12 protein-coding genes are annotated in these 12,979 nt (G+C 63.6%); 1 reads left to right on the top strand and 11 read right to left on the bottom strand.

Going from position 1 to position 12,979, the window contains the following annotated elements; all coding sequences use genetic code 11:
* Nucleotides 1-35 precede the first annotated feature (35 nt).
* The 11 genes from FJ949_RS07070 to rpsF all read right to left on the bottom strand — a co-directional run bounded on the left by FJ949_RS07070 (nt 36) and on the right by rpsF (nt 10,788).
* On the bottom strand, nt 36-791 hold the full coding sequence (locus tag FJ949_RS07070) for an SDR family NAD(P)-dependent oxidoreductase (RefSeq protein ID WP_140494482.1): 756 nt from the start codon (nt 789-791) through the stop codon (nt 36-38).
* A 48-nt stretch (nt 792-839) separates the two neighbouring features.
* Complete coding sequence (purF, locus tag FJ949_RS07065) at nt 840-2,309, bottom strand: amidophosphoribosyltransferase (protein WP_140494480.1); 1,470 nt, start codon at nt 2,307-2,309, stop codon at nt 840-842.
* A 121-nt stretch (nt 2,310-2,430) separates the two neighbouring features.
* Nucleotides 2,431-3,102, bottom strand: a complete 672-nt coding sequence (locus FJ949_RS07060) for a CvpA family protein (RefSeq protein WP_140494478.1) — start codon at nt 3,100-3,102, stop codon at nt 2,431-2,433.
* A gap of 43 nt (nt 3,103-3,145) precedes the next feature.
* Complete coding sequence (gene radA, locus FJ949_RS07055; RefSeq protein ID WP_140494476.1) at nt 3,146-4,549, bottom strand: DNA repair protein RadA; 1,404 nt, start codon at nt 4,547-4,549, stop codon at nt 3,146-3,148.
* An 87-nt stretch (nt 4,550-4,636) separates the two neighbouring features.
* Nucleotides 4,637-6,127, bottom strand: a complete 1,491-nt coding sequence (locus FJ949_RS07050; protein WP_140494474.1) for a replicative DNA helicase — start codon at nt 6,125-6,127, stop codon at nt 4,637-4,639.
* 225 nt (nt 6,128-6,352) lie between these two features.
* Nucleotides 6,353-7,324 (bottom strand): small ribosomal subunit Rsm22 family protein, encoded by a 972-nt coding sequence (locus tag FJ949_RS07045; protein ID WP_140494472.1) that lies wholly within the window; start codon nt 7,322-7,324, stop codon nt 6,353-6,355.
* A gap of 3 nt (nt 7,325-7,327) precedes the next feature.
* Nucleotides 7,328-7,651, bottom strand: a complete 324-nt coding sequence (locus tag FJ949_RS07040) for a YnfA family protein (RefSeq protein WP_140494469.1) — start codon at nt 7,649-7,651, stop codon at nt 7,328-7,330.
* Nucleotides 7,652-7,736: 85 nt separating this feature from the next.
* Nucleotides 7,737-9,029, bottom strand: a complete 1,293-nt coding sequence (locus FJ949_RS07035) for a cyclopropane-fatty-acyl-phospholipid synthase family protein (RefSeq protein WP_140494467.1) — start codon at nt 9,027-9,029, stop codon at nt 7,737-7,739.
* Nucleotides 9,030-9,246: 217 nt separating this feature from the next.
* Nucleotides 9,247-9,831, bottom strand: coding sequence for a 50S ribosomal protein L9 (gene rplI / locus FJ949_RS07030; protein WP_140494465.1), 585 nt, complete (start codon nt 9,829-9,831; stop codon nt 9,247-9,249).
* Between the two features lie 214 nt (nt 9,832-10,045).
* On the bottom strand, nt 10,046-10,294 hold the full coding sequence (gene rpsR, locus FJ949_RS07025) for a 30S ribosomal protein S18 (RefSeq protein WP_006203718.1): 249 nt from the start codon (nt 10,292-10,294) through the stop codon (nt 10,046-10,048).
* Nucleotides 10,294-10,788, bottom strand: coding sequence for a 30S ribosomal protein S6 (gene rpsF, locus FJ949_RS07020; protein ID WP_140494463.1), 495 nt, complete (start codon nt 10,786-10,788; stop codon nt 10,294-10,296). The genes rpsR and rpsF overlap by 1 nt, the downstream gene beginning before the upstream one ends.
* Before the next feature lie 449 nt (nt 10,789-11,237).
* Between rpsF and FJ949_RS07015 the strand changes: the two genes are divergently transcribed.
* On the top strand, nt 11,238-12,947 hold the full coding sequence (locus FJ949_RS07015) for a pilus assembly protein (protein ID WP_140494460.1): 1,710 nt from the start codon (nt 11,238-11,240) through the stop codon (nt 12,945-12,947).
* Nucleotides 12,948-12,979: the final 32 nt, after the last annotated feature.

Raw genomic sequence — 12,979 nt, 5'->3', positions numbered from 1 at the left:
CCCGGAGCCGAATTCTTCCGATAAAAAAGATGCGGCTATTCCGGCTGTCGGTAGGCGACGAAACGGTTGTGCTTGGCCTGGAAGATCAATCCTGTCTCTTTCAGATCGGGGCTTGCCAGCGGCACGATGCGTTTGGCGATCTCGGAGGGATGCGGCAGCGTTTCCGGGTCCTCGCCGGGCACGGCCTGCGCGCGCATCGCGGTGCGGGTGGCCCCCGGATCGGCGGCATTGACGCGCAAAGGCAGGCTCTGCGTCTCATGTGCCCAGGAGCGCATCATCGTCTCGACCGCCGCCTTGGAAGCCGCGTAGGGCGCCCAGAAGGCGCGCGCCGAGTGAGCAGCGTTGGACGACAGGATGATGGCCCGGCCGGCGTCGGAGAGCCGCAGCAGTGGGTCGACCGAGCGGATCAGCCGCCAGGTCGAGGTGACGTTGATGGTCATCACCTTCTCGAAGGTTTTCGCCTCGACATGGCCGATCGGCGAGATCACGCCGAGCACGCCCGCATTGGCGACGAGAATGTCGAGCTTGCCCCACCGCTCATGGATGGCGCCGCCCAGGCGGTCGATGCCGGCCATGTCGGCAAGGTCGAGCGGCACCAGCGTCGCTTCGCCCTTGCCGGTTTTGGCGCGCTCGGCCTTGATCTGGTCGTCGAGTTCTTCCAGCCCGCCCACGGTGCGCGCCACGGCAATGACGTGGGCGCCGGCGGCAGCCAGTTCCCTGGCGATGAAGTAACCGATGCCGCGCGAGGCGCCGGTGACGACCGCAACGCGGCCGGAAAGGTCGAAGGTCATGCGATAGATTCCGGAAATATGGCTATGGCAACTGGCAGTGCGGCAATCCTATGCGCCGCTCGTCGCCAGCAGCGACAGCGTGCGCACATTGTCGTGGCCTTCGAAGTCGAGCAGGCGGGTCGGATACTGGCCGGTGAAGCAGGCGTCGCAGAATTGCGGCTGCTCGTTGTCGCGGTTGGCCTCGCCGACGGCGCGATAGAGTCCGTCGATCGACAGGAAGCCGAGCGAATCGACGCGGATGAATTCGGCCATCTCCTCGATCGACATGCGTGATGCCAAAAGCTTCGATTTTTCCGGCGTATCGACGCCGTAGAAGCAGGAGGCGCTGGTCGGCGGCGAGGCGATGCGCATATGCACTTCCTTGGCGCCGGCGTCTCGCACCATCTGCACGATCTTCTGGCTGGTCGTGCCGCGCACGATGGAATCGTCGACCAGCACGACGCGCTTGCCCTCGATCATGCGGCGGTTGGCGTTGTGCTTCAGCTTGACGCCCATGTGGCGGATCGAATCGCCGGGCTGGATGAAGGTGCGGCCGACATAGTGGTTGCGGATGATGCCGAGCTCGAAGGGGATGCCCGCGGCTTGCGAAAAGCCGATTGCCGCCGGCGTGCCGGAATCCGGCACCGGCACGACGATGTCGGCCTCCACGGGATTTTCCTGCGCGAGTTCCGCGCCGATGCGCTTGCGCACCTCGTAGACGTTGCGGCCTTCGACCGAAGAGTCCGGGCGTGCGAAATAGACATATTCGAAGATGCAGAAGCGGGTTTTCTGCGGCTCGAACGGGAACAGGCTCTCGATGCCCTTGGAGGTAACGACGACCATCTCGCCGGGCTTCAGGTCGCGCACGAAACGCGCGCCGATGATGTCGAGCGCGCAGGTTTCGGAGGCCAGGATCCAGGCACCGTCGAGGTCGCCCAGCACCAGCGGGCGGATGCCGAGCGGGTCACGGCAACCGATCATCTTCTTGGCCGTCATCGCCACCAGCGAAAAGGCGCCCTCGACCTGGCGCACCGCATCGATGAAGCGCGAGTTGAGATCGCGCTCCTTGCTGGTGGCGACGAGGTGCAGAAGCGTCTCGGTGTCGGAGGTCGAGGAGAAGATCGCGCCTTGCTTCTGCAGCGCGCGCTGGACGGTCATGGCGTTGGTCAGATTGCCGTTATGGGCCACGGCAAAACCGCCATCGGCCAGTTCGGCGAAGAAGGGCTGGATGTTGCGCATGCCGGCGCCGCCGGTCGTGGCGTAGCGCGTGTGGCCGATGGCGCGATTGCCTTGCAGGCTGTCGATGACGCGTTGCTTGGTGAAGGTGTCGCCGATCAGGCCGACATGGCGTTCGACATGGAACTGGGTGCCGTCGTAGGAGACGATGCCGGCCGCTTCCTGGCCGCGATGCTGCAGCGCGTGCAGGCCGAGCGTGACGATGGCCGCCGCGTCCTGCCGGCCGAAAATGCCGAACACGCCGCATTCGTCGTGGAAGTGATCGTCAGCTTCCGCGGAAAGCACGTGGTCTGCGTCTGCCATGGGGCTCAAGCTCCGCTAAAATCGCCATATAAGGCGACAGCGCCGTAAAAGCAACGCGCCCGGCGATGGTTCACGATCACCGCCAGTCTCGGGCGCCTGTTCTGCGGCGCCCGATCACTCATCAATTCGCCGGCGCCGCCGGGGCCGGATTGGCCGGTGCGTTGTCCGCGGGAGGCGTTCCGGCATCGCTGTCGTCAGGAGCCGGCGCATTGGCATCGTCCCCTCCCGCCGGGGCATCCGTCGCCGGTGCATCCGGTGCGGCGGGCGTTTCGGCAGCCGGCTGATTCGGGTTGAGCTTCTTGAGGATGGCGTTCTCCGGATCCTCGGGCAGCAGGCTTTCGAGCTTGGCGCCGATCTGCTCCAGCAGCGGCCGCGACTTGGCCTCCGTGACCCAGGCCGGTGCCTTGGCGCCGGCCAGCCAATTGAAGAACAGCAGGGCCACGGCGACCACCAGAATGCCGCGGGCGGCGCCATAGAGGAAGCCGAGCGTGCGGTCGAGCGCGCCGATGCGGGAATCGATGATCCAGTCGGCGAGCTTCATGGTGATGACGCTGACGACGATCAAAGCAATGATGAAGACGACGCCGGCGGAGGCCGCCATGGCGATCTTTTCATTGTCGATGTAGGGCTTCAGATAGGGCAGCACGGGCTTGTAGAAAAAGAATGCCGCCGCGGCCGCCGCCGCCCAGGACACGATGGACAGGACCTCGCGTGAAAAGCCGCGAACCATGGCGAGCATCGCCGAGACCAGGGTGAAGCCGACGAGAATTCCGTCAAGCAGCGTTATCGGCATCTTTGTCGCCCCACTCCCTGTCGCTCACCACCAGGTGAGCCCGTCATTCTTCGTCGTTGGCGCGGCTGCGCCGTGAGCCGGCTATGCGCGCCACGAGGTCGGCGAGCTCGGTAGGCTGGAAAGCGCCGGCCCCGATTCCTCCGGCAAGTTCCTCGCTGCCCAAGGGCAGAACCGCGCTTGCGAAACCCAGCTTTTCGGCCTCCTTGAGACGCTGCTGCGCATGCGCAACCGGCCTCACAGCGCCAGAAAGGCTGATTTCGCCGAAATAGACGCAATCGGCGGGAAGGGCAAGACCGGTGAGCGAGGAAACCAGTGCGGCCGCCACCGCCACATCGGCCGCGGGCTCGGAAATGCGGTAGCCGCCGGCTACGTTCAGATAGACGTCCTGTTGGCCGAAGCGCACGCCGCAATGCGCCTCGAGCACCGCCAGGATCATCGACAGCCGGGCGCCGTCCCAGCCAACGACGGCGCGGCGCGGCGTGCCGAGCGAGGAGGGCGCGACCAGCGCCTGGATTTCGACCAGCACCGGCCTTGTGCCTTCCATGCCGGCGAAAACCGCTGCTCCCGGCGATTTCGCGTGGCGCTCGCCGAGGAACAGCTCGGACGGATTGGCAACCTCGCGCAGCCCCTTGTCCGACATTTCGAAGACGCCGATCTCGTCGGTCGGCCCGAAACGGTTCTTGACGGTGCGCAGGATACGGTAGTGATGGCCGCCTTCGCCCTCGAAATAGAGCACGGCGTCGACCATGTGCTCGACGACGCGCGGGCCGGCGATCTGGCCTTCCTTGGTGACATGGCCGACGAGCACGATCGCAGCACCCGTGGATTTCGCATAGCGGATCATCGCCTGGGCGGCCGCACGCACCTGGGTGACGGTGCCGGGCGCCGAATCGGCGAGGTCGGTCCACAGCGTCTGGATCGAATCGAGGATCACCAGGTCCGGCCGCTTGCCGTCCGCGATCGTGGCAAGGATATCCTCGACATTGGTCTCGGCCGCAAGCTCGACCGGTGTGGAAGCGACGCCGAGGCGCTGCGCGCGCAGCCTGATCTGGGCGACCGCCTCCTCACCCGAGACATAGACGATGCGGTGGCCCCTCGAGGCAAGGGCAGCAGCAGCCTGGGTGAGCAGCGTCGACTTGCCGATACCGGGATCGCCGCCGACCAGCAGCGCCGAGCCGCGCACGAAGCCGCCGCCCGTGGCGCGGTCGAGCTCACCGATGCCCGACACGATGCGCGGCGCGTCCTCGATATCGCCGGAAAGCGTGGTCAGCACCACCGCGCGGCCCTTGCGGGCGTTGCGCGTATTGGCCGGCCCGGAACCGATGCCGCCGGACGTACCTTCCTCGACCAGCGTGTTCCATTCGCCGCAGGCGTCGCATTTGCCGGCCCAGCGCTGATGCACCGATCCGCAGTTCTGGCAGATGAACTGGACGCGGGATTTAGCCATTAGCGAGGCCTGCTTCGGGATCGCCGATGCTGGATAGGTGGGCGGGACAGAGGGGGTGTGACGGAGCGTGACGGTGAGTCAAAAAAGCTACTCAAACCTTTCCGCGATATGATGTTCCTCCGCCAGATCCGAGAAGCGGGTAAATTCGCCGTGGAAGGCGAGCGTGACCGTGCCCGTCGGTCCGTGACGCTGCTTGGCCACGATCACCTCGGCCTTGCCGCGCATCTCGTTCATCTCGTTTTCCCACTTGATGTACTCGTCGGTGCCGAGCTTCGGCTCGCGGTTCTTGAGGTAGTATTCCTCGCGGTAGACGAAGATCACGACGTCGGCGTCCTGCTCGATCGAGCCGGATTCGCGCAAGTCCGAGAGCTGCGGGCGCTTGTCGTCGCGGCTTTCAACCTGGCGCGAGAGCTGCGACAGCGCGATGATCGGCACCGCGAGCTCCTTGGCCAGTGCCTTGAGGCCCGTGGTGATCTCGGTGATTTCCTGCACCCGGTTCTGCGAGGCCCTGGCGCTGGAGCCCTGCATCAGCTGGATATAGTCGATGACGATGAGGTCGAGGCCGCGCTGGCGCTTCAGGCGCCGGGCGCGGGCCGAGAGCTGGGCGATCGAGATGCCGCCGGTCTGGTCGATGAACAGCGGAATCTTCTGCATGGTCTGCGAACAGGCGACCAGCTTTTCGAAGTCCATTTCGGTAATCTCGCCGCGGCGGATCTTCGAGGAGGAGATTTCCGTCTGTTCGGAGATGATACGGGTCGCGAGCTGTTCCGACGACATTTCGAGCGAGAAGAAGCCGACGACACCGCCATTCGCCGCCTTGAACGACCCGTCGGCCTGCTGCGCCGGCACATAGGCCTCGGCGACGTTGAAAGCGATGTTGGTGGCGAGCGACGTCTTGCCCATGCCCGGACGGCCGGCAAGGACGATCAGATCGGACGATTGCAGGCCGCCCATGCGGCGGTCGAGGTCGCGCATGCCGGTGGCCAGCCCCGACAGATGCCCGTCGCGCATGTAGGCGGCATTGGCCATATCGACCGCGGTCTTGACCGCATCGGTGAAGCTCTCGAAACCGCCGTCATAGCGGCCGGTTTCGGCCAGCTCGAACAGGCGCCGTTCGGCATCCTCGATCTGCTCGGACGGCGACATGTCGACCGGCGCGTCATATGCGATGTTGACCATGTCCTCGCCGACGGTGATCAGGGCGCGGCGCGTCGCAAGGTCATAGATGGCGCGACCGTAATCTGCGGCGTTGACGACCGTGACGGCTTCGACCGCCAGGCGCACGACATATTGTGCCACCGTCATGTCGCCGACCTTCTCGTCGGCCGGCAGGAAGGTCTTCAGCGTGATCGGCGTTGCCACCTTGCCCATGCGAATGAGCTCTGCCGCGATCTCGAAGATCTTGCGATGCAGGGGCTCGTAGAAGTGGCTGGCCTTCAGGAAGTCGGAGACGCGATAGAAGGCATCGTTGTTGACCAGGATCGCGCCGAGCAGCGCCTGTTCCGCCTCGATGTTGTTCGGCGCCTCGCGATAGAGCGGTTGCTCCGCCACGCCGAATTTCCGCGCTGCCTCTGCCATGATGTCCCCGATTTCGATCCCGGTCTCTCGATATCAGAATCGGAAAATTGAGTGCTGACTTATCTGCAACAGTTATCACCCAAGCAGATTTGATGCCCACTGTTCACAGAAACAAAAAACCGTCCACAGGACAGTATTCCCGTGCCCTGATTCCGATTGACTCGACAAGGTGCTGATTCTACGCGACGGCTTGGAACAAAGCAAGAACAATCGTCACCCGAATCCCTAGGCTGTATCGAGCACATCGCCCCAGTCCGACCGCCGTGCCGCCTTGAACAGTTCACCGTCACGCTTGCTGAAAAGCGTCTCGCCGGCACTGCCGTCCGGCCGGCAAAGCTTGAGCGCCACCTTGCCCGAGCCGGTTTTCGGTGGCGCGATCACCCGCGCCGCGCGGACTGGCGCCGGCTGCCTCGAAGCCGCGACATAGATGAACTTCTCGTCCTCCCATGGCACTTCGGCGTCCTTGGCCAGCCGGTGCAGGCGCGAGCGGGCGACGCGCCGCGAAAAGTGGCACCAGTCGGGCGGGATGAGCGGGCAGGGGGCTTCGTGCGGGCAAGGTGCCAGTACATGCGCGCCCGCTTCCATCAGTTGCCGACGAACCGCGAGAACACGCTGCCAGCCCGCCGGCGTGCCCGGCTCCACGATCAGCAGCGTGTCTGTCGTGAGCTGCCACAGCCGATCGACCATTTTGGGCAGTGATGCCGGTGTGATCTCGTCCAGCACATAGGCGCAGGTGACGAGGTCCGCCGGCTGCGAACCGTCAAGGTCGATGGTCACATCGCCGGTCTGCCAGGCGATCCGGGCAGCGATCGCATCGGCGGCAAGCGCCTCGCCGACCTTGCGCACCGCAGCACTGGCCTCCAGCAAAACGGCATGCTGAAGATCGGGCCACAGGTCCGCCGTGGCCCAAAGCACGGTGCCCGGGCCGGCGCCGACATCGAGCAGGGTTTTCGGCGCGAATTCCGGCTGGGCTTCGTTCACCGCGTCAAGGCTGGCGCGGACGGCGGCATAGGTCGCCGGCAGCCGCGTCGCCAGATAAGCCTTGACCGCCATATCCTGCGCCATATGCAGGCGGCCGTCGCGCATCTCGGCGCGGTAACGGTCCGACAGGGTTTTCGCCGCCTGCCTGAGCACCGGCAGCGGCACGTTTTCGAGGGCACGGTCGACGGCCTGTCGAAGCGGGGCGGGCAGTTCCACGGCTCATGCCCCTCGTGGTGCGAGCAGGATGACAGAGGCACCCAGTATGCAGAGCGCCGCCCCCGCAAGGTCCCACCGGTCGGGACGCACGCTTTCCACCAACCAAAGCCAGGCCAGCGACGCCGCGATGTAGATGCCGCCATAGGCGGCATAGGCGCGGCCGGCCGCGCTGGTGTCGACCAGGGCCAGAAGCCAGGCGAAGAGAACGAGCGAAACGAAACCTGGCAGCAGCCACAGCGGCGATTTCTCCAGCCGCCACCACGCCCACACCGAAAAACAGCCAGCGATCTCGGCGAGCGCCGCGGCTGCATAGAGGAGGTAGGTCATGAAAAAGGCCTCGCGACGATCACGAGGCCTTTTTCAGGGCACGAGCCGGGAATGGCAAGCGCCAATGCGGCAAAGCGGTCTGTTCCTATTCCGCCACCTTGCGGCGCCGGGCGGGCTTGGCGGCCTCTTCGACCGGAGCCGCTTCGCGATGGCCCATGTCGCGCATTTCGAGCGCCTTTTCACATTTGACCATATAGTCGCGCGCCATCGGCAGGGTGTCGTTCTTCCTGGCAAGCTGGATCTGGAAGATGACCAGATCCTGCCAGCGGAAGGCGGCTTCCGAGGCTGCCAGATAGAATTCCCACATGCGGCAGAAGCGTTCGTCATAGATCGCCTTGGCCTTGTCGCGGTTGACGGCGAAGCGCTGGCCCCAATGCTTCAACGTGTCGGCATAATGGAGCCGCAGGATTTCGATGTCCGTGACGACGAGGCCTGACTTCTCGATCGCCGGCATGACTTCGGAAAGCGCGGGAATGTAGCCGCCCGGGAAAATGTACTTGCGGATGAAGGCGCTGGTCGCCCACGGCACGCCGGAGCGGCCGATCGTGTGCAGGAGCATGACGCCATCAGGCTTCAGCAACGTCGCGCTCTTGTCGAAGAAGGTGCGGTAATGGTTGACCCCGACATGTTCGAACATGCCGACCGAAACGATGCGGTCGAAGCGTTCGTTGAGTTCGCGGTAATCCTTCAGCTCGAAATGAACGTGGTTTTCCAGGCCCTGGGCATGCGCCCGGTCGGTGGCGACACCGTGCTGCTCGGTCGACAGTGTCACGCCCTGTACGTCGACGTCGAAGGCCTTGGCGAGGTAGAGGCCTAGCCCGCCCCAGCCGGAGCCGATGTCGAGCACCGTCTGCCCGGCCTTCAGCCTGAGCTTGGCGGCAATGTGGCGCTTCTTGGCTGCCTGCGCCTCGTCCAGCGTCATGTCCGGCTGCTCGAAATAGGCGCAGGAATACTGCATGTCCTCATCGAGGAAGAGCCGGTAAAGGTCACCCGACAGATCATAGTGGCGCTGCACGTTGCGGCGCGAACGCGACGCGGTGTTGATCTGCTGCAGGCGGCGGAAAGCGTGGCGCAGGCCTTCGATGGCTTTCGACCACGTCGCGTCGATGCCGCCGCTGCCCATGTTCTGGAAAGCGATGCGCATCAGGCCAAGGACGCCGCCCTCGAGGATGTCGAGTTCGCCATCCATGTAGGCTTCCGGCACGGCCAGCATCGGATCGAAGGTAATGGCGCGCTCGGCGTGCCTGGTTTTGATGTGCAGGTGCACCGGCTCGCCGCTGCCGTCACCGAACACGAATGTCGTGCCCTGTGGGCCGGTCACCTTGAGATTGCCTGTGCGCACCAGGCGGTCCAGAACGCGTTTCAACAGAATATTCATGACCCAAATGTCCCCTCTCGGTCAGACAGGCTGTCCTACTCTGCATCAATATATAGGGTTTCGAAAAGTTCCTTTTGGCACAAAAATGCCCAGGTGGTGAACCCGGGCATTGGTCCAGTCTGGCTTGAACTGCCAGTCTGATTGGAGCTGCCAGTCTGATTGAACTGATTGAGGCCGAAGCCGAATGCGGCGCGCCGGCAGGCGCGCCGCGCCGATGTCAGGCGTTCTCTTCGCCGCCCTCGAACTCGGCGTTCGGGTCGAAGAAGTTCTCCGGCCGGGCATTGTCGTTGATGTCCTCGCCATAGATGGCCTCGGCGGTGGTCAGCGTCTCGCCCTTGGCCTGCCGCTCGGCTTCGTCGGCCGTGCGGGCGATGTTGAGCGTGATCGTGACCTCGACTTCCGGATGCAGCGCGATCGCCACATTGGTCACGCCGATGGTCTTGATCGGCTGGTTGAGCTGGATCTGGTTGCGGTTGACCGAAAAGCCCTCTGCCGTCAGCAGGTCGGCGATATCGCGCGTCGACACCGAGCCGTAGAGCTGGCCGGTCTCGCCGGCCGAGCGAACGGCGATGAAGCTCTTGCCGTCGAGCTGTTCGGCGACCTGCGAGGCTTCGGACTTCCGCTCGAGGTTGCGGGCTTCGAGCTGCGCGCGCTGGCCTTCGAACTTCTTCTTGTTGGCTTCGTTGGCGCGCAGCGCCTTGCCCTGCGGCAACAGGAAATTGCGGGCAAAGCCGTCCTTGACCTTGACGGTGTCGCCCATTTGGCCGAGGCGGGAAACGCGTTCGAGAAGAATGACTTCCATGGTTTTGTTCCTTTTGGTTAGGGCGCCAATCACGGGATCGGTGCGAAATTCTTTGGAACAGGTCAGGAAGCAAAAGGGCGTTGCCGCCGGTGTCGCTGTCCTGCCTGTCGCGGCAGTTAGAGGCTTTTGGCCTCAACTCGGGATTTGATGCGCAACCCAGCGGCGCCCGTCGCCGTGGAAGAGAAGCGGGCGGCGGAGCCGCCCGCGTCAAGGATTAGCGAACCACGTAGGGCAGCAGGCCGAGGAAGCGGGCGCGCTTGATCGCCTTGGCGAGCTCGCGCTGCTTCTTCTGGCTGACGGCGGTGATGCGCGACGGCACGATCTTGCCGCGCTCGGAAATGTAGCGCTGCAGGAGGCGCACGTCCTTGTAATCGATCTTGGGCGCGTTGGCGCCCGAGAACGGGCAGGTCTTGCGGCGGCGATGGAACGGGCGCCGGGTCGGGATCTGGTTAATGTCGACCATTATTCTGCACCCCCTTCAAAGCCTTCGCGCGGACGGCGCGGACCACGATCGCCACCAGCGTCGCCGCCGAAGCTGCGTGGCGGACGATCGCCGCGATCACGGTCGCCGAACGAGCGCGGACCACGGTCGCCGCGGTCGCGGTCGCCGAAGCCGCCGCGTTCCGAGCGCTCTTCGCGCTTCTGCATCATGGCGGAGGGACCTTCCTCATGCGCATCGACCTTGATGGTCAGAAAACGCAGCACGTCCTCGGACAGGCCCATCTGGCGCTCCATTTCGTTGAGCGCTGCCGGCGGGCAGTCAAGATCCATCAGCGTGTAGTATGCCTTCCGGTTCTTGTTGACCCGGTAGGTGAGGGACTTCAGTCCCCAGTTCTCGACCCGGCCGACGGACCCGCCATTGGCGGAGATGACGCCCTTGTACTGTTCGACAAGCGCATCGACCTGCTGCTGCGAGAGGTCCTGCCGGGCAAGAAACACATGTTCGTAAAGAGCCATTATGTCTTTTCGCCTTTCTTCGTTTCTCTCCCGGTTCCCGGCGGCAAAAGCCTCTGCAACTTCTCTGACCCGCCAGGAGCGGGGAAGAAAGGAGCATGACGAGACGGTCGAGAGCGGAGACACGGGAGGCGGAAGCGCTTCTGGCTTCACGCGAAGGTTTTCGAAAACCTCCGGCCCTCCGTTCAGCCCCCAGCTGGGACCGGCAGATTGGCGGCGTCTATATAGCAATTCACGTGGAAGGCAAGAGCAGGCGGCAATCCCGGATGTCGCAGGGCCGGAAAACCGGCATGTGCGGCGATAGGACTCCGTGGTTCCCGGAAACCAGGCCTTAACCACCATGACAGGTTGTATGGGGTTGCGGCCCCGGCATCAACCGCCGATTCATCATGTCTGGCGCAAAAAGCGGCATCCCGCTGTCAGCAACGGGCTAGGCATTTCCGGGGGTAAGGATGCTTCTCAAGAAATTCTGGCGCTCGAAAAGCGGCAACTTCGCGCTTTTGCTCGGGATCGGCTTGCCGGCCATCCTGTCGGCGGTGGCCTTCGCAGCCGATGTCTCCACCATCATGCGGGCCAAGAGCAACCTGCAGAATGCGCTCGACGCGGCAAATCTCGCCTCCTCGCATCTCGGCGATCTGGACATCACCCGCACCGACGCCTTCAACCGCTATTTCCAGGCCAACGTAGCCGGACATGGCGAACTCACAAATGCGCGGGCCACGTTGACGGTCGACAGGGGCGTCAACTTCGTCAAGACGAAGGCCGTCGCCTCGGCTGACGTCGATTTGAACTTCGCCTTCCTGCTCGGTGAGAGCAGGCACATCGTGGTCGATGCCTCGGCGGTCGAATCGAACAACCAGCTCGAAGTCGTGCTGGTTCTGGACAACACCGGCTCGATGGCCGGCGCCAAAATTGCTGCCCTCAAGACAGCGACGGACAATCTGCTCAAATATCTGGAAGCGGCGCAATCACCGACGCGCAAGGTCCGCGTGGCGCTGGTACCCTTCGTCACGGCTGTCAATGTCAACGGCGACGGGTTCGACCCGTCCTGGATCGACATGGACGGCAAGTCATCCACCAATGGAATCAATTTCCCCGTCATCAACGACAAGCGTCCCAATCATATGGCGCTGTTCAGGCAGTTGATGAAAGATCCGGCCTCTGCCGCCAAATTGACGGGGTGGAAGGACGGCAAGGGGGAGGATACGGGTTGGAAAGGCTGCGTCGAGGCGCGGCCTGGTGTCCTTAATATCGCCGATACGCCGCCTGATCCACGTTACCCTGACACTCTGTTCGTGCCTTATTTCGCGCCGGACAGTCCGGGAAAGGGGACGAGACCTTCCAGCGGCTATTCAAACGATGCCTATCACTACAACAATTCCTTTATCGACGACGCCCCTGATGAGGCCAAACTTGCTCGGAATGGCGGACTGAATATTCTCGGAATAGATCTGAGCGGCTTGCTTGGAAGTGCTACCGGGCTTTTGCGGGGTGATCTTGAAACAGTCGCCAAATATGTGGCGCCGCAGAACACCGCCATTGCCACCGCGGTCACAAACGATCCAAACGCCTTGCAATTGACGGTGGGGCCAAACCGGTCCTGTCCCTCGCCAATCGTCCCCTTGACCGAAGACTTTACAAAACTTCGCAACGAGGCCGCCAAGATGCTTGCATGGGCGGGGTCCGGCACCAATGTTTCCGAGGGCCTGGCCTGGGGCCAGCGGGTGTTGTCGCCGGGTGCGCCATACGCCGAGGGTACGCCTTGGAAGACGCCTGGGGTGAGCAAGATCGTCATGTTGCTCACCGACGGCGAGAATGTCGTCTACGGCGCCAGCAACGAGACGACCAAGTCAGACTATACGTCCTATGGTTTTCTCGCGGGCTCAACCTATGGCGCTGCCGGTCGGCTTGGATCGGACAATCAGACCACCGCCGCGCGCAATGTCGACGGATGGACCAAAAGCGTCTGCACGCAGTTGAAGAAGCAGGGCGCCGAAATCTACACGATGGTGCTGCAATCCGATACCGCCGCCAACCGCACGCTTTACAGCGCCTGCGCCTCGGATCCCAGCGACTACTACGCCGTCAACGATCCAAACAAATTGCCGAACGTGTTCCAGCAGATCGCCAACAAATTCTCGAAATTGCAACTGACGAATTGAACGCTCGACCCCGCTGGGCGGCATCCTGGAAG

The organism is Mesorhizobium sp. B2-4-1, assembly GCF_006442185.1.
Classification (GTDB): Bacteria; Pseudomonadota; Alphaproteobacteria; order Rhizobiales; family Rhizobiaceae; genus Mesorhizobium.
Note: the sequence above shows the minus strand (reverse complement) of the source record. Positions and strands in the feature narration are given on the sequence as shown.

What these genes read in the sequence shown, in the direction of transcription:
- FJ949_RS07070 (WP_140494482.1), bottom strand. Translation starts at nt 791, where the DNA reads ATGACCTTCGACCTTTCCGGCCGCGTTGCGGTCGTCACCGGCGCCTCG.
- purF (WP_140494480.1), bottom strand. Translation starts at nt 2,309, where the DNA reads ATGGCAGACGCAGACCACGTGCTTTCCGCGGAAGCTGACGATCACTTC.
- FJ949_RS07060 (WP_140494478.1), bottom strand. Translation starts at nt 3,102, where the DNA reads ATGCCGATAACGCTGCTTGACGGAATTCTCGTCGGCTTCACCCTGGTC.
- radA (WP_140494476.1), bottom strand. Translation starts at nt 4,549, where the DNA reads ATGGCTAAATCCCGCGTCCAGTTCATCTGCCAGAACTGCGGATCGGTG.
- FJ949_RS07050 (WP_140494474.1), bottom strand. Translation starts at nt 6,127, where the DNA reads ATGGCAGAGGCAGCGCGGAAATTCGGCGTGGCGGAGCAACCGCTCTAT.
- FJ949_RS07040 (WP_140494469.1), bottom strand. Translation starts at nt 7,651, where the DNA reads ATGACCTACCTCCTCTATGCAGCCGCGGCGCTCGCCGAGATCGCTGGC.
- FJ949_RS07035 (WP_140494467.1), bottom strand. Translation starts at nt 9,029, where the DNA reads ATGAATATTCTGTTGAAACGCGTTCTGGACCGCCTGGTGCGCACAGGC.
- rplI (WP_140494465.1), bottom strand. Translation starts at nt 9,831, where the DNA reads ATGGAAGTCATTCTTCTCGAACGCGTTTCCCGCCTCGGCCAAATGGGC.
- rpsR (WP_006203718.1), bottom strand. Translation starts at nt 10,294, where the DNA reads ATGGTCGACATTAACCAGATCCCGACCCGGCGCCCGTTCCATCGCCGC.
- rpsF (WP_140494463.1), bottom strand. Translation starts at nt 10,788, where the DNA reads ATGGCTCTTTACGAACATGTGTTTCTTGCCCGGCAGGACCTCTCGCAG.
- FJ949_RS07015 (WP_140494460.1), top strand. Translation starts at nt 11,238, where the DNA reads ATGCTTCTCAAGAAATTCTGGCGCTCGAAAAGCGGCAACTTCGCGCTT.